The following is a 26,187-nucleotide window of genomic DNA, read 5'->3' as shown; positions in this document are numbered from 1 at the left end:
TGTTTCCGGTAATCAACCAAAATACTGATGCCATAATTGTGTCAATACGGGTAGAAAGTAAATGATTACTAGTGCTGCGATGACCATCAGTAATTGCTTACGTTGTTTCTTTCGTTTCAACAGACTACTTGTTTTGTGTAAAAAGTATGTGGCACTTTTCGCTCCAGCTGTTAGTGTTGACAGTAGCAGTGTAGGTGAGTAAGCCGTAGGGTCTTTCGTGATAGACAATAATTTCGTACCATATTCTGGATATTTTAATAATGCTTGATAAACAGCAACGATCGTGATCGTTCCCATCAAATAATTTAACAATGAATGAACTTTTTTCAAACGCTTAAACTCCTTATTTATAAATCGTATGTTATTTTTGGATAAATAAACCAACACTTTTCGGAATAATTATTTTTCTTCTTAATTTTTTTCTCCTGATTTTTCCATCCACGGAAAAGAAAAACCGATCGAATAATCTGCTTTTAGTTCTAGTACCGCATCAAACTTCCCTTTTTTGCCAGTCAACCCTTTAACTACTTTACTAGTCTTACCTTTAGACAATAATTCCCGCATCATCGTTTTCGTCAGCTTCTTCTTTGCAATCGTTGGCCAAAGTTTAAAATCACAGGAAGCATTGGTACAAGTTGCTACTTTTGGATACAACATGACGATCCCTTGTTTACACTTTGGACATCTGCCTAGTTGATCATTTTTCTTCTCCAGCGCTTTGATTTGGCGCGTTCCAGTGATTTCTTCAGATAAATCGACTGAAGTCAGTTGTTTTGGCACGGATTCGAGTAAATGAAGGATGAATTTTTTGATATTTGCTAAAAAGACTTCGGGTGTGCCCTCATTGTTACCGATCTTTTTGAGGTATCCTTCCCACTGAGCAGTCATTTCCGCACTAGTCAACAAAGGTTCTTGAGCGACCGCTTTACAAAGAGTGATTCCTTTGGCCGTAACAGTGATTTCATTTTTAGTGACCTCGATATAGTGACGTTGCTTTAGATTTTCAATAATATTGGCTCGAGTCGCTTCTGTTCCGATTCCCTCAACTTCTTTTAAGATTTCCTGTGCTTCTTCATCATCCAATGTTTTCCCTGCCGTTTTCATCGCAGTGATTAGTGTTCCCTCGTTGTATGGTTTTGGTGGTTGGGTTTCTTTTTGAATACTTTTCAGATCAACGCCGACCACCTGACCTTTTACCACATCTGGTAATACTTGGACTTCTTTCTGCTTGCTTTTGGTTGCTAAGATCATTTGCCACCCTTTTTTGATTGGGATTTTCCCTGTACTTTTTAAGCGAAGTTCTTGGACACCAGTATAAATCGTTGTTTCTTCATATACATAATTTTCGGCAAACATTGCCATAGTCGTTTTCGCTACTTGTAAATAGATGGCTTGTTGCAGACGTGATAATTGCGCAAAACGTTCCTTGGAAGGTATCGTTTTTGTTGGAATAATTGCATGGTGTTCTTGGACTTTTGTCGCATCAACATATCTTTTTTTCGACCATGTTTCAGGAGTCTCTACGCTGCTGATCCCTAAAAAATCTTTATAACGTACTAAGTTTTTCACCAAGTAGTGATGTTCATTTTCAGTAATGTAAGTAGAATCTGTCCGAGGATAGCTTAAAAATTTCTTTTCGTAGAGCCCTTGGGCAGCATCTAATGTCGCTTTGGCACTCGCCTTCATCAATTGGTTCATTTTTGTCTGGAGACTAGATAAAGAAAATAAACGTGGACTACTTAGTTGTTTTTCTTTTTTAATGACCGATAAGATCTGTCCTGATTGCTTCCCAAGATGCGCGCCTGATTTTTCAATTGCTTGATGTAGTGCTTCGAGGGTTTTAAAATTCTGCTTGGGATCGATTTTCCCAGTAAACCGTCCATCATCACAACTGATCGTCGCTTCTACTTCAAAGTATGGTTCTTTTTTGAAGTTTTTAATTGTTTCTTGTAACTGATAGATCATATATAAGGTTGGCGTTTGGACACGTCCTAAAGAAAAGCTGCCATCGATCCCTTTTTGTTGCAGTAAGAGACTATATAATGGACTCCCGTTCATCCCGATCAACCAATCCGCATTCTGTCTAGCTTTCGCTTCTTTATATTTAGGAAAATAGCTCTCGCCTGGACGAAGGTTTTTAAAGCCTTCATAAATCGCCTCTTTTTCCAGCGAATTGATCCACAAACGTTGATACTTTTTGCTTTTGGTGAAGGCTTGTGCTTGAATGATAATCGACCAAGCAATGGCTTCTCCTTCACGGTCTCCATCTGTCGCAATAATGATCGTATCCGCTGATTGTAATTCCTTTTTGACGATTGAAAATTGTGCTTGTTTTTCTTTCGGCACTTCATAGCGGAAGGTTTCTGGGAAAATTGGTAAGTTAGCTAAGGACCATTTACTCCAGCGTTCTTCATATGCACTAGGAGGGACCATGTCCACTAAGTGACCGAATCCATAAGTAATCGTTACTTCCCCACTAAACAACGGATCAACGATCTCATAATACCCTTCGTGACGTATTCGTTTCTTAAATGTTTCAGCATAAGCTTTTGCTTGGGAAGGTTTTTCAGCCAGTATAACAGTTTTCATTTTATCCCCTCCATGATTCTCAGTCTTAGAACAGACTTCTTTATTATGGAACAAACATTCGCATATGACAACCCAAAAACTATTTTTTCAAAAGAAAAAAACGACTGAAGACCCTTGTCTAACAGTCGTTTTATGAACTTAGCTTTTACAATTGGTGAAAATCCAAAGTGTTGCATCGCCCACCTATTGCAGATGGAGGACTTTTACTAAACGAAGTGAAATAGATGATTGCAGATAGTAACTTTCTATTTCTTTTCTTCCATTTATTTACTTAAAAAATCACTGATTGCTGCGCGATTCGCGTTGTTGTCGATCACCAAAATACTTCCGGCATAACTGCTGTTTCCGAAGTTCCATGAACCTTCAACAGGCACACTTAAGCGATCCACACCACCGACACCTCGAGCAATCGACAAAAGATTTTTGATAATAAAGAATGATGAAACATCCGTTGAGGTATAACCAATGGCTTTTCCGGCAGCGTAAGGGGCACGAATCAAGTTTAGGGGATTTTTTAGCTGACTAAAAATCGTATTCATGACTTGTTGTTGCCGTCTTACTCGACCAAAATCGCCTTCTTCATCTTTTCTAAAACGTGCATACTGTAAAAGTGTATGGCCATCCATTTTTTGGACACCTTTTTTGATATCGACACCATCCAGATTCAAATCTTTCTCTGCATCGATCTTGATACCATTCATAAACAATGCATCGACCACTTTTTCAAACGATTTAAAATCGACTTTTGCGTAATACTGGCAATCAAGTCCAAAATTTTCTTTGATGGTTTGACGGACCAGATCAGCACCGCCATAAGCATAAGCTGCATTGATCTTATTTTGACCAACTCCTGGAATTGTTACAAAACTATCACGCATAAATGAGATCAATTTTGGTTTATGAGCAGGTCCATCTAACTGTAACACCATGATCGTATCTGCACGACCAGCATCCTCACCTCTAGTGTCACTACCTAATATCAGAATATTATGTGCGCCACTCGAAGACTGTACACCATCAAATGATTCCGTTGTAACACTCGGCAAACTGGTATCATGTTCTGCCATGGATTTCCCGACAAAAAAGGAAATGACTGAAAATAAGAATAAAAATAGAATAATGCCTAGAATGATTTTCCCCCACGAACGTTTCTTTTTTGGACGAACTTCTTTTGGCTCTTTCTTCCTCTTAAAAAAGCTTTTCTTCGTTTGATTAAATCCTTTTTTGTTTCCTGCTTTTGCATAGGAATAAGGGGTTTGATAGTCATTAGCTTGTCCTTCTCTGGAAGAATAAGAAGATTCCTGATCAGGTTGATAGATCCGAGTAGCTTCATCTCTTGGATTATTCAACGCTTTGTCCTTTTGACGTTCACGTCTAAAAAAACCGGTTGATTCTTTTTTTAGTGGTTTTGCTTTTTTATGGATGTTCTTATAACGATCCATCCGACTCATTTTGTTTCCTCCCTGCTATCTGTACAAGTAAATAAAGGATACGCTATCTTCGTGATAAAAACAGCTATTTGAACCACAATTTAATAAAAAATAACGAAATGAGACAAGCCATTACACGTAAAGCTCGTCACACTTCTTGTTCTAATCGTTCTCGTATGTTCTGGACTGGCATTTCTTGATGTGTCCACAGTTCAAAAGCGATTGCTCCTTGATGAATCAACATACCTAAACCATTATAGGCTTTGATTTCCATTTTTTTGGCTTCTTGGATTAATCGTGTCTCACTAGGGGAGTAGATCAAGTCAAAGACGGCTAATTGCGAATGCAACAACTTTACATCAGCAATCGGTAATTGGTCTTTCTTGCTTCCCATTCCGATATCAGTTGCGTTGATCAATAGATTCGCCTGACTTAAATCTAATGCCAGTTGACTTTCGTCCGCATAATCATGTAATCGGATGGGACAACCTGTTTTCTCAGAGACTTTCGCAAAATACTCTTTTAGTGGTAAAAAAGTGGCATTCAAACGTTTGTAGATCGTGATTTCTTGTGCGCCTTCTAGTGCCATTTGTACGACAATTGCTTTTGCTGCACCACCTGCTCCCAGAACAACGATTTTTTGATTTTTGATTGGATGCCCCGTTTCGTTGACGGAACGTACAAATCCCATACCATCTGTATTGTAGCCAATCAAACGTTGCTCCTGGTGAACGATCGTGTTGACCGCTCCGATCAATTCCGCTTCAGGGCTTAACTGATCAAGGTATGCCAAGACAGCCGTTTTATTCGGCATTGAAACATTTACGCCCAACATATCTAATGTGCGGATACTCTCAACGGCTTGTCTTAGGTTCGTTTGATCTACCTCAAAAGCCAGATAAACGGCATCAATACCCCAATGTGAAAATGCCAGATTGTGCATGAGCGGTGAAAGACTATGAGAAGCAGGCTTTGCAAAAAAGCCTGTGAGTTTTGTTTTACCAGAGATCATCTTTTTCCTCCTTAAAAAATAAAACAACCATCCAATCCTCGTAAACATGACACGAGACATCAGATGGTCGATTGTTTAGTTCTGTTTCTTGTGCTTTTTCTTATGTCTATGATTGACGAGTCTTTCTAAGTTTAAAGGAGGTATGAGAAACTTGTCAACATGATTGTCAAACAAGCGGGGCCTCTTTCTCATTCATTTAAAACAAATCAATGTACTATAGGCATACTAGGCACAAAGTAGAAGGAAAAGCAGTCAGTAATCAAAAACTAATCTAACACTTCTTCAAAAAATTGTAATAGATCCGCTAGTGACAATTGCTCTTTTTCTTCTTTAGACAAATCTTTCACGATCCGTCCTTTTTGTAAAACGATCAGACGATTCCCATAATTCAAGGCATCTTCCATCCGGTGGGTGATCATCAAGCACGTCAAGTGTTGTTCAGTAATCCTGCGATTGGTTAATTGCATCAATGATTTGGCAGTTTTAGGATCGAGCGCTGCTGTATGTTCATCTAATAGCAGCAACTCAGGCGCTTCAATTGTCGCCATCAACAAACTCAATGCTTGGCGTTGTCCTCCTGATAATTCCCCAGCTGGCGTATCTAGATGCTGCTCCAACCCATTTCCAACTTCTTGACACAATTGATAAAATGTTTCTCTTTGGTTCTTTAGGTTACGGAGACGAAGGGGTCTTTTCTTTCCTCTTTTTTGAGCCAAAAGCAAGTTCTCTGCTACTGTCATCCTTGGAGCTGTGCCCATCTTAGGATCTTGGAACACCCGAGAAAGAAAAGAAGCCCGTTTTTCTTCTGTTTCTTTCGTGATATTCCGCTCTTTAAAAGCGATCGACCCTTGACTTAATTGTAATGTTCCTGCGATCGTGTTGAACAGCGTACTTTTTCCCGCACCATTTCCACCAAGGACCGTAATAAAATCGCCTTTATTGATTGTCAAATCAATTCCATCTAATAATACTTTTTCTTCATTCATTCCATTGCTAACGACTTTTTTTCCATTTTTAATTGTGATGATCGCTGTCATGGTCAAACCTCCTTCTCAAAACCGGTTTTAAGTTTCAATGCTTGTTTTAACTGAGGAATCATCAAACAAATGGCTAATATAATAGCGGAGAAGAGTTTGAGATATGTTGTGTCAAACCCAAGTTTAATGACGATCAGGATCAATAATTGATAGATGATGCTTCCCACGACAATGGCAATCAAACGTTCTGCTAACGTTAATTCGTGGAAAATCACTTCTCCAATAATGATAGAAGCTAGCCCGATCACGATGACACCAATTCCTTTATTGACATCGGCATACCCATCATTTTGTGCAATCAATGCACCTGATAAAGCAATAACACCATTTGAAATAGTCAATCCTAAGATTTTCATTCGATCTGTTTTGATCCCTAAGGAACGAGCCATCGTTTCGTTGTCTCCTGTCGCGATATACCCTTGACCTAAATCGGTATTGAAAAAGAACAGTAAGACACCAATCAAGAGACTTAATGCAAGCAAGCCAAGTAACACGGTATCAAAATAGTCAGGTAAATGAAGACCATTGAACGTATCTTGTAAAATCGAATGATTCAATAAAGAAAGATTTGGTGTGCGCATCACGAATAAAATCACCGAGTTTAATCCAGACATGACTAAGATTCCGGCAAGGATCACTGGGATCTTTCCTTTGGTATACAACAGCCCCGTAACTAGTCCGGCAAGCATGCCTGCACCAACGCCAAGCAGTGTTGCTAAAACCGGTGAGATCCCATGAGTGATAGCTGTCACACAAACTGCTCCACCTAATGGAAATGATCCTTCAGTCGTCATATCAGGAAAATCCAAAATCCGATAAGTCATAAAGATTCCTAATCCTAAGATTGCCCATAACATCCCTTGTGAAATTGCTGATACGATCATTGTTCATCCCCCTCGTCTTTCGGTTCTTCTGAAACATTTTTAGCTTCTTGCTTTATAGAATCAGGAATCGTGATCCCTAATTTTTCCGCCTGTTTTTCATTGATGATGACATCTCCTTTATCAAAGACGTAAACAGGTGTCGTTGCTGGTTTTTCTTTTCCTATTGCAAGCATCGCAGCCATTTTCCCACTTTGAACACCTAAATCATATTGATTGATCCCAATAGTTGCCAAGCCACCTTGTTCGACCATTGAATCAACTGAAGGGATCACTGGGATCTTCGCTTTATCGGCTTCTTTTACCACTGTCTGCATAGCATTAGCAATTGTATTGTCTAAAGGAACATAAATGAAATCCACTTGTTGACTCATCACTTGGACAGTTTGGGCGATTTCATTCGTAGAAGGTACAGCATATTTTACTGAAGTTAAACCTGCTTTTTGAATCGCTTTTTCTGCTTGGCTTACTTGGTATTTTGAATTATCTTCTGAAGAAGCGTATAAAATCCCGACTTTCTTCGCATTCGGCAACAATTCAGCGCCTAACTTGATTTGCGCTTCAACAGGAGGCTGATCAGATACGCCTGTGATGTTTCCACCTGGTTCTTTTAAAGAGTTCACTAAGCCGGCACCAACTGGATCTGTGACCGCACCTAAGACTAATGGGATCGTATTCGTTACATTAGCTAAAGATTGAGCAGCCGGAGTAGCGATCCCTACTAGGACATCTGGGTCAGCTTGTACTAATTGTTGACTCATAGTAGCTAATTTACTTTGATCTGCTTGCCCGTTTTGAAAGGAGATCGTTAAATTTTTTCCTTCCTCAAGCCCTGATTGTTCGAGACCGTCTTTGATCCCACGGTAAATTTCATCTAATGCCGGATGGCTCACATATTGCAAAACCCCAACGGAAACAGTTTGATCCGTTTCTTTTGGTTTCGATTCAGTAGAAGCAGGCGTTATTTTTTCATAAATAAAGGTTCCTACTAAGTAAAGCATAATAAGTGCAACAACTGTGATCAAACGTTTATTTTTCATTTTTCTTCCCCCTCATTCCTTTAATCATCATTATTCAAGTCTGGTTTCTGACACGAACTGACAAAAAAAGACAATCACCCCAACGGTAATTGTCTTCTTACATACAAAAAACCGCATAGATCGAATCTATGCGGTAGTCAAATTTCTTGTCCAGCATAGATACAAATTTTAGATTTGTACTCTAAAAAGTTGTATCTACGGTCAAAGTTCGCCATCAATACAACTTATCTACGCCAGTTACGCCAAGCTTGAGTTGTTCCTGCTAAAAATTGGTTTGATAAGTTCATTGTGGATCACCCTTTCCTTAATAATTAATCTAAGTCTAATCGAATTTAGCATGTTCGTCAACTGTTTTTTTATTCCGTCTTATTTCCAGCATTAAGATCTGTTCCCAGTTGAGCATTAGTCGAAGTCGTTTGCGTTTCTTTCCCAAGTTCTTCTTCTAATTTTTTGATATTCGCTAATGGCAAACGATTTAATTCGGGAATCAGCTGCGTAGGGAAATCACTTAACTGATTTGCGTTATAGACTAAGCGATTGGTTTCTTTGCCATTTTGGAAAAAGATTACCGTCAAATGCTCTTGCTTTAAATCGTAGCGTTGTTCTAATTCATTGACCTGATAAACCAATGGGTAAAAATAAATAGGGCGATTCAATTCCGCCATTTTTTTTGGATCATGAAAAATGTCCATTAATGCTTGATACATTTCTCCACTTGGCACACTGAACAAAACTGAAATAGCTTTACTTTCTTCAATTGTTTGCGAGGCTTCATTGATATTCAAAGGTTTAAGCTTAGGAGAATCGATGTCTGCATAGACTAAGCTCTCCACCTGTGCTTCTCTAATATTTTTAGGAAAGACAAACATCGTGATCGTAATGACCAGTGAAACAAGGAATACGAACAATAAACGCATAAAATAGCGTTGTGGATGCGTATCGAAATCAGCCAAAAAATGATGGTATTTGACTTTGATGGTCTCACTTATCTCTTTCCACATAGCGATCACCTTCTTTTTCGTTTTCTTTTATTATACCTAAGTTTGAGGTAGATAGAAAAAAATACATTTAAAGAATATCGATTATTTTTCAATCCAGTACTTTTTTACGATCAAATCAGTTGATAACTACTTAGTAAATTGGTCTTTCTACGTTTTTTTCGTTATAATGAAACTACTTATGAAAAGAAATGAGGAATGAACCATGTCCTTTGATGGTGTCTTTACTCATGCAATGATCAATGAATTGCGTGAGACTCTATTATCTGGTCGGATTTCTAAAATCCACCAACCTTACGAAAATGAAGTCGTATTAGTGATTCGCTCACGTGGTAAAAATCAGCGTTTGCTCTTATCTGCACATCCTAGTTATGCTCGAATCCAGATCACTCAGATCGACTATCAAAATCCAGACACACCACCGAACTTTGTGATGATGTTACGCAAGCATCTTGATGGGGCAATTTTGGAGTCGATCGAACAAATCGAAAACGACCGAGTGATCCACTTTCATTTCACGAAACGAGACGAACTAGGAGATCTCCAAAATATCATTTTGATTGTGGAACTCATGGGTCGACATAGCACGATCATCTTAGTGAATAAAGAATCAGGAAAAATCTTAGATGCGATCAAGCATATTGGTAGTTCACAAAACACTTATCGTTCCCTTCTGCCTGGTGTAGACTATATTGCTCCACCTGAACAAAACCAGCTGAATCCCTTTAGTCAGGAAAAAGAAAAAGTCTTCCATCGGCTTTCTCAAATGGACTTGACACCAAAAGGAATCCAACAACAATTTCAAGGAATCGGTTTTGATACTGCGCAAGAATTGGTAGCTCGCTTAACAGAACGCCCCAATGAAAAAATGTTGGTATGGCAAGAATTCTTCACAGCAATCGACACCCAACGCTCCCCTAGCCTTTATGAAGTAGCGGAGAAAGAATATTTTACGCCGATCAACTATCGTTTCTTTGATTCAAATACGCAACAAAAAAAGATGTACCCGACTCTCAGTGCGTTATTAGATGCGTTTTATCAAGAAAAAGCAGAAAAAGACCGTGCCAAACAACAAGGTGGCGAGCTCATCCGCAAGATTGAAAACGAGCTTAAACGAAACAGAAATAAATTGAAAAAACGGGAGCAGACCTTAAAAGAATCGGAAAATGCCGAAGATTATCGTCGAGATGGCGAACTATTAACTACTTTTATGGCTCAAGTACCTCGGGGCGCAAATGAAGTAACATTGCCTAATTATTATGAAGAAGATCGGCCGATCACAATCAAGCTTGATCCAGCATTAACGCCCAATCAAAATGCCCAAAAATATTTCCATCGCTACCAAAAACTAAAAAATGCCGTCAAATTGATTGGTAAACAGATCGAAGAAGCCAAAAATGAGATCGATTATTTAGAATCTGTCTTGTCCCAATTAGAGATTGCTGGTCCTATGGATATCGAAGTGATCAAAGAAGAATTGACAGCAGAAGGTTATTTAAAAAAGAAATCTTCGAAAAAACAAAAACGCAAGAAACCTTCACAGCCAGATCAATATCTTTCTACTGATGGTACGTTGATCTTGGTAGGGAAAAACAATCTTCAAAATGATCAACTTTCCTTAAAAACGGCGAAGAAAACAGACTATTGGCTCCACGCCAAAAATATTCCTGGCTCTCATGTCATTATCAAAAGTGACCAGCCATCTGATGAAACGATAACTGAAGCCGCTGAATTAGCTGCTTATTTCTCAAAATACCGTCATTCCGCCCAAGTACCAGTGGACTTGGTTCAAGTCAAGCATTTGCGCAAACCGAATGGCGCAAAACCAGGCTATGTGATTTATGAAAATCAAAAAACGATCATTGTTACTCCGGAAGAAGAAAAGATCAACAAGATGAAACAGATAACTAACTGATATCGTGGGATTTCACCTCATCAACAGTGTTTCATCTTGCCATCGTTGATGAGTAATCACTCCCCTTTTTATTCCCTAAAATGACAAGTGCCCGTTCCAGAAAATATCGGATGATTTTTCTGGAACAGGCACTTGTTTCTATTATCTAGTCTATTGCTATCTTTGAACGGGTTCATCCAAGCACTTCACTCTTGTCTTTCATGACAGCAAAAAAAACGAGTAAGATGTCGAATGCCACCCTTACTCGTTTGTTAAAAACAGGCGTTTTGTTGATTTCTTCTCACTTTCTTTGTTCTTTTAAAAAGCTGGAATATTTGCGCCTTTAGAATTTTTCTTAATATACTCAGCGACTTCTTTCGTCGTCATTGCTTTTTTCAATACGTTGATTTTCTCGCTGTCTTTTTCCCCTTCTCTCGTTACCAATTGCAAAGCGTAATGTTTGCTGGCAGCTTCATCTTCCAGTAAAATCGCATCTTTGGTCGATAAGCCAGCTGGTTCCAAGTATGCAGGGTAACAAAAGACCATCGCAATGTCCTTTTCATCATAGGCTTTTACTAAATTCAATAAATCGATTCGTTCAAACTGAAGATTTTTAGGATTGTCAACAATATCCGCCACTGTGCCGTTGAACCCGATGTTGTCCTTTAATTTGATGACACCATTTTTATTTAAGATCGCTAATGCCCGACCTTCATTTGTTGGATCGCTTGGAATACCGACTTTAGCATTTTTGGGCAATTGATCTGCATTCTTATAGTTTTTGGAATAAAAGCCCCCTGCAAAATAATAAATGGGTTGAACGGCGACTAAATCTGCTTTTTTTTCTTGATTGAACATTGCCATAAACGGTTCATGCTGTGCAAAATTGGCATCTGCTTCATCATGTTGAACGGCATCATTATAAGCCACATTGTCACTTACTTCCATAATATCAATGGTGTAACCCTGTTTCTCCGCTTCTTTTTTGGCAATCTCCAAAATATCTTTTGATGACTCTAACTGAACAGCCACTTTGATTTCCTTTTTGTCTTTATCCGCTGAATGACCTCCACAAGCTGCTAAAGTTAAGATCGCAATCATTGCGAAACCAATCAAATAAAACTTCTTCATTCTTCTTCCTCCTATTTTCGTTTATCCAGTGTCTGAGCAACAAAGTTTCCCAGCATTTGTAAAATAAAGACTAAAACGATCATGATCACAATGGCGACATACATGACCCCATATTCATAGCGTTGATAACCGACACGAACAGCAAAATCACCAATTCCGCCACCACCAATGACTCCCATGACTGTCGAATAGGAAACCATACTGACAGTCGTCGTCGTATACGCCAAGACTAAACCACTTCTCGCTTCTACTAGTAAAAAATGCCAGATATATTGAAAGCGAGTCGTCCCTAATGAATTGGCCAATGCATAAGTTTCGTCAGAAACATCCAGCAAGACCTGTTCAACTAGCCGGGCAAAGATAGTGATCGCAATGATACTAAGTGGTACAGAAGCTGGTATAGGACCAAAGGCTTTGCCTAATACCGCGCGAGTTACTGGGATCAACGCAATTACAAATAATAGATATGGAAAAGAGCGGATCACTGTGACTAAAAAATTCAAAGTCCAATAAATCCAAGGATAACGACCACGAACTTTAGGATTCGCCAAAAACAACCCTAAACCTAGTGGCAATCCGCCAACCACACACACGCCCATCGAAATAGCCATCATGATGCCCGTTTCTTCGAGACTGGTCAGTAGCGCTGGCCAATACTCCATCATGCTTTGTGAATGAATCATTGCGCTAAGCTCCTTTTTATTTTTTCAAAATACGTCAAGTTTTCTTCCGTATAACGTTGTGGGTGATTTCTTAATTCGCCAATCAACTCGCCATTTTCCATGACCAAAATTCGTTGGCATAAGCTTTTCACGGTTTCTAATTCGTGACTAACAAAGAAAATTGTCGGCTGGAATTCTTCATGGACTTTATGCAATAAACGAATCACACTTTCCGTATTTTCTTCATCTAGTGAGCTGGTGGCTTCATCACACAATAAAATTTCTGGGTCACGTGTCAACGCCCGAGCAATCGACACTCGTTGCTTTTCACCGCCAGATAGTTTTACTGGATAAACAGCAGCTTTATGAGCCATCCCAACAAAATTTAATAAATAATCGATTTTTTCACGATTCTTTTTCTTTTGCAGCTTCAATGGTAATGCCACGTTTTCATACACCTTTAAGTTATCTAATAGATTATGGTTTTGGAAAATCATCCCCATTTTTTGTTTTTGTTGCCTTTTTTCTTTTTTGTTCAACTTTTGAACGGCCACACTATCGATTAGGATTTCCCCACTACTAGGTTCTTCCATTAAGTTCAACAAACGAAGTAACGTGGATTTACCAGAACCGCTTTTCCCAACGATTCCGATGATCTCACCTGGTTCGATTGTCAAATGAATATTCTTTACCGCTTGCGTGCCTTCATAGCTTTTAGTTACATTGATCAATTCAATCATCTGTTCCTCCAATGAAAAATAGTACACCTTATCAAACTGTTTGATAAAAATAGATAAATCAGCTTATTGGTTTTCTATTTAAATAAAAAACGCTTCCTAAATACTAACTGTTTCTATAATGGCGGAGTATTCGTAAAAAAGCAACTTTTTTACTCATCTTCTATCTGTTTTTTAACTGTATTAATAATGGTGTTTTATAAACCGATTTATCTGTATCTTTTAAGAACCCTCACTGTAACAAGCATGTATTCTATCTATTGCCATTAATCACCATAAGCTAACAACGTTGTTATTTCTTTTTTCAACAAATTCAGTTTCTTTTTCATAAAAACGAAAAATAGGAGGAAAAGAAAAAGCGGTCAAACGATCGCTGTTGCCGATCATTCAACCACTTTTTCAATGGCTCTATAATTTGAGAGCGGGACAATAGTTCTTTCTCAAAAAGAAAATAAGTTCGACTTTGATGGCTAGTGTCAAAATCGAACTTATTTTTTCTATTATGTACACTTTCCTCTCCATATATTTTCCTAATTTTCTTAAATTTAATGCCATCAGTGCCAAACCAATATCAATCGTTGCTCCTTGTTTCCCACGTAAATGGAAACGATGGAACGCCAAGTGAGTCTTTAGATGCCCGAACACTGGTTCGACCTCGATTTTCTCCTCTAAAAGCTTTTTTCTGCATTCTGCTTTGAAATAGCGCCCATTATTATTTACTTGAATTTTTCGCTTTTGTTCACTTTTCGCACGCGTACATTAACGACGGACTGGACAGTTCCGACAATCCTCACATTCATAGATTTTGAAATCTTGAATAAAGCCACCTTTATCTTTCGACTATCATTTTTGAACGGTATCGGACGATTCGCTGGGCAAATGTATTCATCTTGTTCTTCAAGGTAGTGCCAGTTTTCCACGTTAAATGGATTCTCCTTGTATTTCTTTTTGTTTTCTTTGTGATAACTTAGGATTTTTTTGATTAATCAATTAATCAACATGAAATAACAAAAAAATCTGAGACAGAATGAGGTTCATTCTGACCCAGATTTGATTTTACACCACTCATCAGTCCTTATTGACAAAGAGCCAAGGTTTACACACTTTTTGTAGACTATCTTGTCATAGATATAGTTGTATTTTGTGCAATAGGTTTCTCTGAATTATTTAAAACTATACTTTCTAGTTTTTTTGAAAGGTTCTGTTTCAATGATATGTCTCTTTTGTTTCTTTCTTTAGCAAAGTTAATATTGAGTTTATTATACTCATTAAGAAACTTTTTTGCTTCAAAAGGACTTATTTTCCCTTGGCCTTCAAGCGAATTTATATGATTTACCTCCTTAATTATTTCAGCTTGAATATGAAATTTTTCCGACTCTAATTTTGGAATTATGTTACGATTTATCTCATTAAGGTCTGCTTTTACGTCACTAATATTACGAGGATTTTCAAATTGAGTCCTATACTGATCCTGTAATAGTAAAAGTAACTCTTTTTCTTGCCTACGGAAAGCATTGATTTCTTGAGTTTTCTCGTTGAACTGGGATATAAGTTTTTTACTTCTTATTAGAATACGTTCTGTTTCTTGTAGAGAAATAGTAGGTTGCTCTGTGCGTGATGTGGTCGTAGGTTGCTCTGTGCGTGATCTTGTCGTAGGTTGCTCTGTGTGTGATGTTGTCATAGTTGATTTACTTGTACTCACAGAATGGGTTTTCTTTGATTCTATAGACTCTTGTAATTGATTTACCATGTCTTTACAATTGGATATAAGATAGTCGATATGCTTTTTATTTGTACTTAAAACTTTTATTTCTTTATAGCATTCTTTAAGCATTTTTTTGTTCTTTATTTTATGCTTTCTTAAATTTACCTTTTGCTGTGTCATTTTACCATATTCAATTACTATATCATTTCTTAGTTTACGGAATTTCGAGCAAAAATTTTGAACCCGCTGGAGATTCGTTTGTAATTGATTAACTTCTATAGAACTTTCAGTAGAAATTCCCTCTTTTAATTTTTTAAAATCTGTCTCTTCTTGCTTAATAAGATTCTTTATTTTTTTATGTAAAATTTTTTTAGCAGAATATGGCTGTCTTGAAACATCATCTTGTATTTTATCTAAATGTTTTAAGTTCCCCTTATTTCTGTGTTTTGAGTGTAGTTTTTTGTGTGGATAAGTTTTATCAGATAAACGGGTGGTTTCATTCCTGTTTTCTAAATCTAGTACTTTTCCTAATCCCCTCCCTTGATTTTGATTGTCTAAACTAGGCAGTGCCCTTGCTCCGCCTATTCCACTTGCTATGCTTAAAGCATTAATAAAAGTAACTATCATTTTGTCTAATCTCATATGCCATCAATCTCCTTTTCATTTAATGATTTTCACTTATCCTACGGAAAATAAAAACTTATACAGAAAAAATTCTGTTTCAAAAGCCATAATGCACCGATCATCAAAAGTTAGACCAAAAATCTAACGTCTGAAACTTTAATTTGCCCAAAGTCAGTTCGAGTCTTTCTAATCAAACCAACTAGTCCTTCACGTTCCTATTTTTGTACCCAACGATAGAGTGCACATAGAGACGCTTCACTTTTAATAGATATTTACCTTAGCTACTACATTTTTATCTAAAAGAGTTAATTCTTGGCTACTATCTGCCACAGTAGATGGTTCATTTATTGTAGAAGCATATCCAGAGATTGTGCTTTCAGATACGCTAATTCCAATAGTTAAAATATCTAAAGATAAGATAAACTTATTTTTCATTTTCTATTACCTCGAAATCCAAAAAAACAGAAAGCGCTTTCTGAATAAATCATAACAGAGAAATCAAATTATATATATAAAAGTCATAAAAAATAGTTTTCATGTCATAATCGTTCATTTTTTCTGTATTGTCCTTTATTTATAAAAAATTATTTCCACATCCACAGTCAATAAGAGCAACGAAATTCAATTCATTTTAGGATATAGATTAAGGTTTTGATATAAAAATTCGAAATTTTTTGCATACAAATAATTTACAATTGTTATTATATTTTATAAAGGTAATTTATAAATTTATTCATTGTTCATTTGTACAGGTTGATCGTATTTTACAAATCAATCAACTAGATAAATTACTATAAGGAGTAGCGAGAGATAATTTAGTGATAGATATCTAAAAAGATACCTTGAAAAATTGGTTTAATTAAACAATTACGGAGGAGTAAATATTAGCGATTATGACGTAAAACACATATTTTATGAAATTTTTTTACATAACTTAAAGTATATAATATATCAGAATAAGAAAGCGTTTTTTTATTGAAAGTGCTATCTAACACCTTTTAAGGAGACTTAAATAATGTGAAGAAAAAAATTTTACTTGGTATTTATTTTGTCTCATTGTCTTTCAAAACACAAAAAAATATCTGAGACAGAATGAGGTTCATTCTGACCCAGATTTGATTTTACACCACTCATCAGCCCTTATTGACAAAGAGCTTTTTCAATTTGTTTTGATTTGACTCAGTAAAACGGTTAGACTTTCCATGAATTTTTGTGCAATTTCGCTTAATTGGCGCTTAGCAGAATAAATCACATACAATTCATTTTGGGGACTATTTGCCAATGGAATCAAACGTAAATACTCTTTGATCTCACCAATGACCAGCCCAGAACCTGAAGCATAAGCATCTGTTTCTAACACGATATTCATCAATGTTCCCCGATCACTCGTATAGATAACCGTTTCTTGATCAGGACTTTCAATCAAGTCTTCATAAAAATAAGGAAAATTATTGCCATCTTGTGTAAATCTCACTTGGGGATAAGGAAGTAATTCTTCTTTAAAAATTTCTTTCTTCTCACTGAGCGGATGTCCCTGACGTAAAAAAATGTGCGTTTGAAATTCTCCTAATGAATGGGCAACAAGCTCCCCTTGCTCTAAGTAGCGCTTGATCCCTGCTTGATTGTGTTCATTCATATAAAGAATCCCAATCTCACTATGTTGATCCTTTACTTCTTCGATCACATTGGCGGTCGTTGTTTCAATGATTCGAAACTGTTTGATCTCACTTTTGAAAGAAGAGATCAACTTTGCTGTTAAAGGACCTAAGAAATCATAATGTTGCGAAGCAATTGAAAAGCTTTCACGCTTCTCATTCGTCAAATAATAATTTTCTAAAGACTCTAACTGTAAGAGAATCCGTTCCGCTCTTTTTAAAAACTCTTGTCCTTCCTCGGTCAGATACGCCCCTCGATTCGTTCGAGTGAACAGCGTGATCCCTAACTCGGTTTCTAATTCTTTGATTCCTGCGGAAAGACTTGGTTGTGCGACATAGAGTTTTTTAGCTGCTTCTCTGAAACTCCCATTGTTCGCTACAGCAATTACATATTTTAATTGTTGGAAGTTCACTGATGATCCCTCACAAAATAACTGATTGGACGATTTTTCAACGGTTGGAGCGGACGGTTGTTTGGTTGTGCATACTGTCCTTTAAAAGGAATCAAGAAATCTTTATTTAGTTTTTGCACTTGATCCATGACAAACCATTGGATTGGTCCACTCGTTGGTGGCGTAGTTAAAGAGCCGACATAATGGTAATGGCTTTTTTGTTCAGGAAAAAGAACCAATGGATTGGTCCAATGTTCATGTTTTTCTACATCCCAACTATCGCCATTGTCTCGATCATACAACCAACCTTCATCCGTCGTTAGCTGAAACATCACACCAACAACTAAATTTTCTTTTTTGGCATTCATATGAACAAAGTGGAACTCGATATCTTCTTGATTACCATTGATCAGATGTTCAGAAGGCATATGAAAATGGATATCTGTGAGATAATATTTCTGACCTTTAAATTCGACATAACTAAGCTGATCATAAGGAACCAAGTGGATCGTATTTTTAAATTCTTTATCTGTAAACCGTTGCTTCTGATAATGAAAAGCAATGGTATCTGATTGATCCTTCGCTGGTTCACAAGTGGTCAATGGAATGGGCGACTGCAATTCAAACGCCGCACCTTTAGCAAACCAGTCGCATAATTCAGCCCAATGTTCTGGTCCTCTTTCTCCCGTATATCCCCATTCAACATCCATATTCTTTTTCACTTTTATTCCTCCTGCATCTTTGCAAAATTTTCTATTGTTGACTATTTTTAACGATCGTGGAAACAGTCGCTAAAAAGTCTTCTTTCCCATAAAATTCTTGATTCAGTAATTCAGGGAAAATCTCGTTGAAGAAATACTTGACAGAAGGACGATGCTCAAACCCTTTGATCGTAGTTACCGCTTCAATAAACATCTCTTTATATACTTTTTCTGGATTGTTCTTGATGATTTCTTCAAATGATTCGTACAATAGATCGACTTTATCAGAGATTGCTAATAACTCACCTTCCACTGTGTCATCTTTTCCTTCAAACAATCGCCGGCGGTATACTTCTTGAAACTCTTCCGGAATCTCTTGGTTGATGAACTCATCCGTCATCTTTTCTTCAACTGTTTGTAACATTCCCCGTAACTCTTTATTTGCATACTTGACCGGTGTTTTGATATCCCCGATAAAACGTTCTGTGTAATCGTGATTTAACGCTTTTTCATAAAGTAATTTCCAATCGATCGCTTGACCATGAACCTCTTCAATGTCACCTAAGACTTGAGCAATCGAAGCCACTCGATAAGAATGAGCGGCTACCGTATGTTCAGTAAATTTAAAGAACCCTGGCGCTCGTGTAATTTTTTCCAAATTATTCAAACCTAAAATAAATTCATTCAATCCCATAAAATAGCCTCCCCTTTACTTTTCCGATGATTTTATCATTAAATAACTATCTTTCGCAAATATCCCGTTTGTAAATCAACGAAAAATTAATCTTTTTGATGAGAATCATGCCATTCTTGCTATAAAAAAATAGAAACCAGAAAAACAACTCTAGTTTCCATCAAAATAATCATAAGATTCAAAACCAACTCTGTGTAAGCTCCTCGCCTTAAAAACGACAAGCGAAGCACAGCAACTATTAGTTCAGAAACATTCAAAACAACATAGCTCTAAAACTTTCAGCGATAAATTTCTTACCTTGTCCGTGTTTTGGAAGCATTCAAAACAACATAGCTCTAAAACAGGTCTTAGCACCTATGATCTCTGCGCAACGTTTTGGAAGCATTCAAAACAACATAGCTCTAAAACCTCGCAGAAATTTTTTTCTTACGAAATTTCGTAATCGCGCTACTCGTCCATAGCAAAACTTTCGTCTTGGATGCTTCCTTTGTTTCATTCAGTTGTTTTGTTTGATCCTAGTATACCATGGATTTTGTTCAACGAAAGCCCTTTTTTGAGTCTTTTGTTTTTGTTCCATCTTCGTATCCTTCGTTACTGTTTTAACCAGTCCGCTGGATTCTTTTTCCATTCTTTTAACAAGGCTAATTCCGCTTCATCAATATATTTTTCGGCTAACGCTGTTTCGATCAAGACAGAATAATTCGTGAGAGTAAATAGTGGTAACTCTGCTTTGGCAAAATTTTCTTCACCTGTTGGTAGTTCATACGTAAAGATCGCTGCTACGCCTAATACATTAGCGCCTTCTCTTTTGGCTGCTTCCGTTGCTTCTAAAACGCTTTGGCCTGTCGAGATCAAATCTTCGATCACAACCATTTTTTGACCTTCAAAAATCCGTCCTTCGATTTGATTGCCTTTACCGTGATCTTTCGCTTTACTACGAATATAAACCATTGGCAAGTCCAAGATTTCTGCCACCCATGCCGCATGGGGGATTCCTGCTGTTGCTGTACCAGCAATGACTTCCACGTCAGGGAATGCTTGCTTGATTTTTTCTGCTAACCCTTGAGCAATTGCTTTTCTGACTTTTGGATAACTCATCGTGATGCGGTTGTCACAATAAATCGGGCTTTTTAGTCCACTTGCCCACGTGAATGGTTCATTTGGGCTTAAGAAAACCGCTTCAATAGCTAACAAATCTTTGGCAATGTTCTTTTCAATCGTATTCAAATTGATCGACTCCATTCTTCTTTGATTGTTTGATAGGCTTGGTAGGGATCTTTCGCTTGAGTGATTGGTCGTCCAACCACGATAAACGTTGAACCAATTCCTCGAGCTTGGGCAGGCGTGACGATCCTCGTTTGATCACCTGCGACGCTTCCTTCTGGTCTGATACCCGGAGAAAGACAAATGAAATCTTGGCGGGTGGCTGCTTTGATGCCACTCACTTCTAAGGCAGAAGAAACAACGCCATCCAGTCCAGCTGCTTCGGCACATTTCGCATAATGGATCACACTTTCTTCTAAGGGAACTTGAATCAATTGATCATGATGCATATCCGCTTCACTCGTTGAAGTAAGCTGAGTGATCGCTAACAACAATGGGCGTTTTTTGCCAGCAGGCGTTCCTTCTTCTAGCCCACGTAGTGCCGCTTGCATCATTTTGATTCCGCCAGCTGCATGGACACAAGTGATATCCACGCCTAGTTTTGCTAACCCACGCATGGCTTTTTCCACCGTATTAGGGATATCATGAAGTTTCAAGTCTAAAAATACTTCATGTCCGGCATCTTTCAACCAACGAACAATAATCGGTCCTTCCTGATAAAATAATTCCATTCCGATTTTTACAAATAATTTTTCCTCTTCAGGGAATAGTTGCATAAATTGTTCCACTTCTTGCCACGTCGAAAAGTCTAAAGCAATAATTGGTCGTTGGTTCATTTCATTCGTTCCTCTCTTACTTCTTTGATTAGTTGTTGGAGGGATTCGATCCCTAATTCTGCCATTCGTACGGGTAGTTCTTCAATCAGTTTCGGACAAATGTACGGATCCGTAAAATTAGCTGTTCCTACTGCCACGGCACTGGCTCCTGCCATGAACATCTCTAAGACATCGTCAACAGTTTGGACACCGCCCATACCAATGATCGGTAACTCGGAAACAGCGGCGACTTGATGGATCAAACGAATCGCCACTGGTTTGATCGCAGGACCAGAAAGACCGCCTGTCTGGTTGGCTAAAATAGGTTGACGTGTTTTCAGATCAATCCGCATACCAAGTAGTGTATTGATCATCGTAAAGCCATCTGCCCCTCCACTTTCGATTGCTTGTGCAATGGGCACGATATCCGTCACATTAGGGGAAAGTTTCACATAAACTGGTACACTTGCAACCTTTTTGACAGCTTGTGTCAATTGAAAGGCAACGTCTGGGTCTGTCCCAAAGGCAATGCCGCCATGTTTGACATTTGGGCAAGAAATATTCAACTCGATCGCTTTGACATTCGGCGCTTCTCCAATTTTACGACAAACCTCGACATAGTCTTCTTCACAGGCACCAGCGACATTCGCAATGATAGGTAAATCTGGATAGACAGCTAATTCTGGTAACAGTTCATTCATGACAACTTCCAGACCGGGATTTTGCAATCCGATCGCATTCAACATACCGGAGGGTGTTTCCGCCACACGTGGGGTGGGATTACCAAACCTTGCATGCGGCGTTGTCGCCTTGACCATGATCGACCCTAATTGATTCAAATCGTAATATTTCCCATATTCTTTCCCAAATCCAAAGCATCCACTGGCTGGCATGATCGGATTTTTCAATTCCAAACCCGGGAGCTTAACTGCTAAGGGATTACTCATAAGACAACCTCTCCTACTTTAAAAATTGGCCCCTCGTCACAAACCTTGACACTTTTTGTTCCAGTTTCATCATCCGGTCGATGACAAACGCACGCATAACAAGCACCGATACCACAAGCCATTCGTGATTCTAATGATAATTGGACATTTGGATGATCCGCAAAAAGTTGTTCGACTGTTTTTAAGAGACCATTCGCACCACAAGCAAAGACAGCTTTTGGTTGCTTGTGAGTACTCATTAGCAGATTTCCGACGTTTCCATGGATCCCATAGGTACCATCATCCGTCGCTACTCTGGTTTCACCTAATTCATGAAACTTTGCTTCATGGTACATGACTTCTTTTGATGCAAATCCTAAAAAATTAGTCACTTTTATGCCACGTGTAGTCAGTTGTTTGGCTAATTCATATAAAGGTGGGATGCCAATTCCTCCCCCTACGATGAACACTTCCTCTCCTGCGGACAACCCAGATAGATCAAAGCCATTGCCTAATGGCCCTAAAACGTCTAAAGAATCGCCAGCTTTCAACGTAGAAAATTCTTTCGTTCCTTCACCTTCGATTCGATAGATGATCTGGCAAGTGTAGTTTTGTTGATCAATCGAATGGATACTGATGGGGCGGCGTAAAAGCAAATCTGCTCTAGGTACTCGAATATGCAAAAACTGCCCAGGTATTGACATTTCTTTGACCAATTCTCCTTTTAAAGTCAATTCATAAATACGTGGTGCTAGTTGTGTTTGTTGAATGATTGTCATGACTTCTTGCTTCATATCTGCTCTCCTCTTTGGGATTTTTTCATTGCCAAACATCTCGACAAAAGTGATCCTTTCAGCCAATGTCAGTAACAAGGCGAACGAAAATGATCACTTTTATCTCTGTTTAGGTGCCTACAAGCTATTTTAACTATTACTTAATCATTATAGGAACTGTCATTTTAGAACATGCTGATCAAATCGCTTGTGTTGAAAAAGCTCGAGACTCCATTACCCGAATGATCGCATCCGCTGTATCTAATGAAGTAAATAAAGGAATACCATGTTCAACTGCTTCTCGGCGAATGATAAATCCGTCTTTCGAGGCATTTCCTCGATCTTTATCGATGGTATTAACAACGACCTGTGCTTTTCCTTCTCGAATCAACTCAACAACATTTTTCTCCGTTGCTTTTTCAGAGATTTTAGCAACAGGCGTGACGATCAGCCCATTTTTTTCAAAATAAGCTGCCGTATGCTTGGTAGCTAATAGGCTGTAACCAATTTCTGAAAAACGTTTAGCTAGCGCTAACGCTTCTTCTTTAGTTTCATCAGCGATCGTGAACAAGACGGCACCATAATCTGGCAGGCGTAGACCTGATGCTTCAAACGCTTTGTATAGTGCTTTATCTAAGTTTTGATCAGAGCCCATGACTTCTCCAGTAGATTTCATTTCAGGACCTAAGTAGGTATCCACTTGTTGCAATTTAGTAAACGAGAACACAGGAGCTTTCACATGGACAGCGTTTGATTCTGGATATAAGCCATTCGTAAAGCCTAAGTCACTTAACTTTTCACCTAAGATCGCTTTTGTGGCGATTTGAGCCATTGGTATTCCTGTAACTTTACTTAAAAACGGAACCGTTCGACTTGCACGAGGATTAACTTCGATCACGTAAACTTGATTGTCGTGGATCACGAATTGGATATTCATCATACCGATACAGTTTAAACCACGAGCTAAGCGAATCGTATAGTCTTCAATGGTTTGTTTGATCTCTGCTGAGAGTGCTTGTGGCGGATAAACAGCCATGGAATCCCCCGAATGGACCCCTGCACGTTCAATGTGTTCCATGATCCCAGGGATTAGAACTGTTTCCCCATCACAAATGGCATCTACTTCACATTCACTTCCAAGCAAATAACGGTCAATCAAAACAGGATGTTCTGGGGAAGCTTTCACTGCATGTTCCATATAATCTTCCAAATCTTGTTGATTTTCAACGATTTCCATTGCTCGACCGCCCAAGACATAACTTGGTCTGACAAGAACAGGATAACCGATTTTTGAAGCGATCCCTACTGCTTCTTCTTTACTAGTTGCAGTATCACCTAGTGGTTGAGGTACTTCCAGGCTTCTTAAGGCTTGTTCAAATAAATCACGGTTTTCAGCTCGATCTAGATCTTCAATTGTAGTACCTAAAATTTTGACGCCCGCTTGAACTAATGGCTCCGCTAAATTGATAGCTGTCTGACCACCAAACTGGACGATTACCCCAATCGGTTGTTCAAGTTCAATGACATTCATCACATCTTCAAAAGTCAGTGGTTCAAAGTACAGTTTATCAGAGATCGAGAAATCGGTTGAAACTGTCTCGGGATTGCTATTCATGATAATGGCTTCATAACCTGCTTGTTGGATCGCTTTAACTGAATGGACCGTTGCATAGTCAAACTCGACCCCTTGACCGATTCGAATGGGTCCAGAGCCTAAGACAAGAACAGAATCTTTTTCGGATCGTTCACTTTCATTTTCAACTTCGTATGAGCTGTAAAAATAAGGCGTCTGTGAAGCAAATTCAGCCGCACACGTATCGACCATTTTGTATACGGGTTTGATGTCGGATTTTTCACGAAGCTCTCTGATCTGCTTTGCTTCAGTTTTCCACAGTTCAGCAATCTTTTGATCCGTAAACCCGTTTTGTTTCACAGTACGTAAGACGTTTTCATCCTGCGGGTGTTCCAACAGTTCAGTTTCTAGTTCAACGATATGGAGCAACTTGTCTAAAAAGAACAAATCGATCTTTGTCAACTCCGCCAATTCTTCAATTGGATAGCCGCGGCGAATCGCCTCTGCGACATAGAATAAGCGATCATCTTGGGCACGGACGACTTTTTCGATCAATTCACTATCATCGATCATGTTTAGTTCTGGTATTTCCAAATGGTGTGTCCCGATCTCTAAAGAGCGGACAGCTTTTAATAGGGATTCTTCAATGTTACGACCAATCGCCATTACTTCGCCAGTTGCTTTCATTTGAGTTCCTAAAACTCGTTCCCCATTCTCAAATTTATCGAATGGCCAACGAGGAATCTTAGCAACGACGTAGTCCAAAGCTGGTTCAAATTCTGCATAAGTCGTTCCAGTTACCGGATTCTTCATTTCATCTAGTGTTAAACCTAAAGCGATCTTAGCCGCTAATTTTGCAATCGGGTAACCAGTTGCTTTACTTGCTAAAGCAGAAGAGCGTGAAACACGTGGGTTAACTTCGATCACATAATAATTGAAGCTATGTGGATCAAGTGCAAGTTGGACATTGCAGCCGCCTTCGATTTTCAATGCACGAATAATCGCTAATGATGCATCACGCAACAGCTGGTATTCATGATCTGAAAGGGTCTGACTTGGGGCGAAGACGATCGAATCGCCTGTGTGGATACCCACTGGGTCAAAATTTTCCATGTTACAAACAACAATGGCATTATCAGCCGAGTCACGCATAACTTCGTATTCAATTTCTTTGAATCCTGCAATACTGCGTTCGATCAAACATTGGGTCACTGGAGAAAGGCTCAGACCATTTTCTGCGATCACTCGAAGTTCTTCTTCATTTTTACACATTCCACCACCCGTTCCACCTAATGTGAAAGCGGGACGAACGATGATTGGATAGCCAATTTTATTAGCAAATTCGACCGCTTCTTCAACAGTTGTGACGATTTCAGATTCGGGGATTGGTTGATTCAGTTCTTCCATCAACTTTTTAAATAAATCACGATCCTCTGCTTGATTGATAGCAGATAATTTTGTCCCTAACAGCTCAATGCCTAGTTCATCTAAAATACCAGATTCTGCTAGTTCCATTGCCATGTTCAAGCCTGTTTGTCCGCCTAATGTCGGTAACAAAGCATCAGGACGTTCTTTTCGCAAGATCCTTGAAACAAATTCTAGTGTGATCGGTTCGATATACACTTGATCGGCAATTTCTTGATCAGTCATGATCGTTGCGGGATTGGAATTTACTAAAACGACCTCATATCCTTCTTCTTTCAAAGCAAGACAAGCTTGGGTTCCGGCATAGTCAAATTCCGCCGCTTGACCAATGATGATCGGACCTGATCCAATCACCATAATTTTTTTGATATCTGTACGTTTTGGCATGT

General features: G+C 38.5%; 22 protein-coding genes and 1 pseudogene. 1 reads left to right on the top strand and 22 read right to left on the bottom strand.

Annotated features, from left to right (window positions below; all coding sequences use genetic code 11):
- Positions 1-12: 12 nt before the first annotated feature.
- The 8 genes from IGJ27_RS06205 to IGJ27_RS06170 all read right to left on the bottom strand — a co-directional run bounded on the left by IGJ27_RS06205 (position 13) and on the right by IGJ27_RS06170 (position 8,990).
- Positions 13-297 (bottom strand): hypothetical protein, encoded by a 285-nt coding sequence (locus IGJ27_RS06205; RefSeq protein ID WP_174270245.1) that lies wholly within the window; start codon positions 295-297, stop codon positions 13-15.
- Between the two features lie 114 nt (positions 298-411).
- Positions 412-2,589: a type IA DNA topoisomerase gene (gene topB / locus IGJ27_RS06200; protein ID WP_178305973.1), complete on the bottom strand. Its 2,178-nt coding sequence runs from the start codon at positions 2,587-2,589 to the stop codon at positions 412-414.
- Between the two features lie 263 nt (positions 2,590-2,852).
- Positions 2,853-4,040: an LCP family protein gene (locus IGJ27_RS06195; protein ID WP_178305974.1), complete on the bottom strand. Its 1,188-nt coding sequence runs from the start codon at positions 4,038-4,040 to the stop codon at positions 2,853-2,855.
- A 127-nt stretch (positions 4,041-4,167) separates the two neighbouring features.
- The gene (locus tag IGJ27_RS06190) at positions 4,168-5,031 is read right to left on the bottom strand and encodes a shikimate dehydrogenase (RefSeq protein WP_178305975.1); all 864 of its coding nucleotides are present in this window, start codon (positions 5,029-5,031) and stop codon (positions 4,168-4,170) included.
- A 266-nt stretch (positions 5,032-5,297) separates the two neighbouring features.
- Positions 5,298-6,068, bottom strand: a complete 771-nt coding sequence (locus IGJ27_RS06185) for an ABC transporter ATP-binding protein (RefSeq protein WP_034697918.1) — start codon at positions 6,066-6,068, stop codon at positions 5,298-5,300.
- Between the two features lie 2 nt (positions 6,069-6,070).
- Positions 6,071-6,952: an ABC transporter permease gene (locus IGJ27_RS06180; RefSeq protein ID WP_178305976.1), complete on the bottom strand. Its 882-nt coding sequence runs from the start codon at positions 6,950-6,952 to the stop codon at positions 6,071-6,073.
- Entirely contained in the window at positions 6,949-7,989 is a 1,041-nt protein-coding gene (gene trpX / locus IGJ27_RS06175) for a tryptophan ABC transporter substrate-binding protein (protein ID WP_373191451.1), read from the bottom strand. Before trpX ends, IGJ27_RS06180 begins: the two co-directional genes overlap by 4 nt.
- A gap of 356 nt (positions 7,990-8,345) precedes the next feature.
- The gene (locus IGJ27_RS06170; protein ID WP_178305977.1) at positions 8,346-8,990 is read right to left on the bottom strand and encodes a hypothetical protein; all 645 of its coding nucleotides are present in this window, start codon (positions 8,988-8,990) and stop codon (positions 8,346-8,348) included.
- Positions 8,991-9,192: 202 nt separating this feature from the next.
- Here IGJ27_RS06170 and efbA point away from each other — a divergent pair, with 202 nt between their 5' ends.
- Positions 9,193-10,902: a fibronectin-binding protein EfbA gene (gene efbA, locus IGJ27_RS06165; protein WP_178305978.1), complete on the top strand. Its 1,710-nt coding sequence runs from the start codon at positions 9,193-9,195 to the stop codon at positions 10,900-10,902.
- Between the two features lie 297 nt (positions 10,903-11,199).
- On the opposite strand, the gene IGJ27_RS06160 is transcribed toward efbA, so the two are convergent.
- From IGJ27_RS06160 to carB, 14 genes and pseudogenes are all read right to left on the bottom strand, one after another.
- Positions 11,200-12,012 carry a MetQ/NlpA family ABC transporter substrate-binding protein gene (locus IGJ27_RS06160; RefSeq protein ID WP_096710364.1) on the bottom strand — a complete coding sequence of 271 codons (813 nt, stop codon included), beginning with the start codon at positions 12,010-12,012 and terminating at the stop codon, positions 11,200-11,202.
- Between the two features lie 11 nt (positions 12,013-12,023).
- The gene (locus IGJ27_RS06155; protein WP_034697902.1) at positions 12,024-12,695 is read right to left on the bottom strand and encodes a methionine ABC transporter permease; all 672 of its coding nucleotides are present in this window, start codon (positions 12,693-12,695) and stop codon (positions 12,024-12,026) included.
- Positions 12,692-13,414: an ATP-binding cassette domain-containing protein gene (locus tag IGJ27_RS06150; protein WP_053766050.1), complete on the bottom strand. Its 723-nt coding sequence runs from the start codon at positions 13,412-13,414 to the stop codon at positions 12,692-12,694. The genes IGJ27_RS06155 and IGJ27_RS06150 overlap by 4 nt, the downstream gene beginning before the upstream one ends.
- Before the next feature lie 405 nt (positions 13,415-13,819).
- Positions 13,820-14,379: pseudogene (locus IGJ27_RS06145) on the bottom strand (transposase); the annotation flags it as partial.
- Positions 14,380-14,525: 146 nt separating this feature from the next.
- A complete protein-coding gene (locus IGJ27_RS06140) occupies positions 14,526-15,758 on the bottom strand; it encodes a hypothetical protein (RefSeq protein ID WP_178305979.1) in 1,233 nt (410 codons plus the stop codon).
- A 243-nt stretch (positions 15,759-16,001) separates the two neighbouring features.
- Positions 16,002-16,175 carry a hypothetical protein gene (locus IGJ27_RS06135; protein ID WP_010719204.1) on the bottom strand — a complete coding sequence of 58 codons (174 nt, stop codon included), beginning with the start codon at positions 16,173-16,175 and terminating at the stop codon, positions 16,002-16,004.
- 724 nt (positions 16,176-16,899) lie between these two features.
- Positions 16,900-17,808, bottom strand: coding sequence for a LysR family transcriptional regulator (locus tag IGJ27_RS06130; protein ID WP_053766051.1), 909 nt, complete (start codon positions 17,806-17,808; stop codon positions 16,900-16,902).
- Positions 17,805-18,509 carry a carbonic anhydrase family protein gene (locus IGJ27_RS06125; RefSeq protein ID WP_053766052.1) on the bottom strand — a complete coding sequence of 235 codons (705 nt, stop codon included), beginning with the start codon at positions 18,507-18,509 and terminating at the stop codon, positions 17,805-17,807. Before IGJ27_RS06125 ends, IGJ27_RS06130 begins: the two co-directional genes overlap by 4 nt.
- 31 nt (positions 18,510-18,540) lie before the next feature.
- Positions 18,541-19,182 (bottom strand): YfbR-like 5'-deoxynucleotidase, encoded by a 642-nt coding sequence (locus tag IGJ27_RS06120; RefSeq protein WP_010719207.1) that lies wholly within the window; start codon positions 19,180-19,182, stop codon positions 18,541-18,543.
- A gap of 591 nt (positions 19,183-19,773) precedes the next feature.
- The gene (gene pyrE, locus IGJ27_RS06115; protein ID WP_178305980.1) at positions 19,774-20,424 is read right to left on the bottom strand and encodes an orotate phosphoribosyltransferase; all 651 of its coding nucleotides are present in this window, start codon (positions 20,422-20,424) and stop codon (positions 19,774-19,776) included.
- Positions 20,406-21,122, bottom strand: a complete 717-nt coding sequence (gene pyrF, locus IGJ27_RS06110; protein ID WP_010719209.1) for an orotidine-5'-phosphate decarboxylase — start codon at positions 21,120-21,122, stop codon at positions 20,406-20,408. Before pyrF ends, pyrE begins: the two co-directional genes overlap by 19 nt.
- Positions 21,119-22,048, bottom strand: a complete 930-nt coding sequence (locus tag IGJ27_RS06105; RefSeq protein ID WP_034697879.1) for a dihydroorotate dehydrogenase — start codon at positions 22,046-22,048, stop codon at positions 21,119-21,121. The genes pyrF and IGJ27_RS06105 overlap by 4 nt, the downstream gene beginning before the upstream one ends.
- Positions 22,045-22,821 (bottom strand): dihydroorotate dehydrogenase electron transfer subunit, encoded by a 777-nt coding sequence (locus IGJ27_RS06100; RefSeq protein ID WP_178305981.1) that lies wholly within the window; start codon positions 22,819-22,821, stop codon positions 22,045-22,047. The genes IGJ27_RS06105 and IGJ27_RS06100 overlap by 4 nt, the downstream gene beginning before the upstream one ends.
- Before the next feature lie 178 nt (positions 22,822-22,999).
- On the bottom strand, positions 23,000-26,185 hold the full coding sequence (gene carB / locus IGJ27_RS06095; protein ID WP_178305982.1) for a carbamoyl-phosphate synthase large subunit: 3,186 nt from the start codon (positions 26,183-26,185) through the stop codon (positions 23,000-23,002).
- Positions 26,186-26,187: the final 2 nt, after the last annotated feature.

This window comes from Enterococcus sp. DIV1726a, assembly GCF_051710985.1.
In the GTDB taxonomy this organism is placed as follows: Bacteria; Bacillota; Bacilli; order Lactobacillales; family Enterococcaceae; genus Enterococcus_B; species Enterococcus_B hirae.
This window is presented reverse-complemented; position numbering and strand designations above follow the sequence as displayed.

Bases quoted from the DNA above. Each gene is read 5' to 3' on its own strand.
- IGJ27_RS06120 (WP_010719207.1), bottom strand. From the start codon at position 19,182: ATGGGATTGAATGAATTTATTTTAGGTTTGAATAATTTGGAAAAAATT.
- efbA (WP_178305978.1), top strand. From the start codon at position 9,193: ATGTCCTTTGATGGTGTCTTTACTCATGCAATGATCAATGAATTGCGT.
- trpX (WP_373191451.1), bottom strand. From the start codon at position 7,989: ATGAAAAATAAACGTTTGATCACAGTTGTTGCACTTATTATGCTTTAC.
- IGJ27_RS06140 (WP_178305979.1), bottom strand. From the start codon at position 15,758: ATGAGATTAGACAAAATGATAGTTACTTTTATTAATGCTTTAAGCATA.
- IGJ27_RS06135 (WP_010719204.1), bottom strand. From the start codon at position 16,175: ATGAAAAATAAGTTTATCTTATCTTTAGATATTTTAACTATTGGAATT.
- pyrF (WP_010719209.1), bottom strand. From the start codon at position 21,122: ATGAACCAACGACCAATTATTGCTTTAGACTTTTCGACGTGGCAAGAA.
- IGJ27_RS06105 (WP_034697879.1), bottom strand. From the start codon at position 22,048: ATGAGTAATCCCTTAGCAGTTAAGCTCCCGGGTTTGGAATTGAAAAAT.
- IGJ27_RS06100 (WP_178305981.1), bottom strand. From the start codon at position 22,821: ATGAAGCAAGAAGTCATGACAATCATTCAACAAACACAACTAGCACCA.
- IGJ27_RS06180 (WP_178305976.1), bottom strand. From the start codon at position 6,952: ATGATCGTATCAGCAATTTCACAAGGGATGTTATGGGCAATCTTAGGA.
- IGJ27_RS06155 (WP_034697902.1), bottom strand. From the start codon at position 12,695: ATGATTCATTCACAAAGCATGATGGAGTATTGGCCAGCGCTACTGACC.
- IGJ27_RS06205 (WP_174270245.1), bottom strand. From the start codon at position 297: ATGGGAACGATCACGATCGTTGCTGTTTATCAAGCATTATTAAAATAT.
- IGJ27_RS06195 (WP_178305974.1), bottom strand. From the start codon at position 4,040: ATGAGTCGGATGGATCGTTATAAGAACATCCATAAAAAAGCAAAACCA.
- topB (WP_178305973.1), bottom strand. From the start codon at position 2,589: ATGAAAACTGTTATACTGGCTGAAAAACCTTCCCAAGCAAAAGCTTAT.
- IGJ27_RS06160 (WP_096710364.1), bottom strand. From the start codon at position 12,012: ATGAAGAAGTTTTATTTGATTGGTTTCGCAATGATTGCGATCTTAACT.
- pyrE (WP_178305980.1), bottom strand. From the start codon at position 20,424: ATGGAGTCGATCAATTTGAATACGATTGAAAAGAACATTGCCAAAGAT.
- IGJ27_RS06190 (WP_178305975.1), bottom strand. From the start codon at position 5,031: ATGATCTCTGGTAAAACAAAACTCACAGGCTTTTTTGCAAAGCCTGCT.
- carB (WP_178305982.1), bottom strand. From the start codon at position 26,185: ATGCCAAAACGTACAGATATCAAAAAAATTATGGTGATTGGATCAGGT.
- IGJ27_RS06170 (WP_178305977.1), bottom strand. From the start codon at position 8,990: ATGTGGAAAGAGATAAGTGAGACCATCAAAGTCAAATACCATCATTTT.
- IGJ27_RS06185 (WP_034697918.1), bottom strand. From the start codon at position 6,068: ATGACAGCGATCATCACAATTAAAAATGGAAAAAAAGTCGTTAGCAAT.
- IGJ27_RS06150 (WP_053766050.1), bottom strand. From the start codon at position 13,414: ATGATTGAATTGATCAATGTAACTAAAAGCTATGAAGGCACGCAAGCG.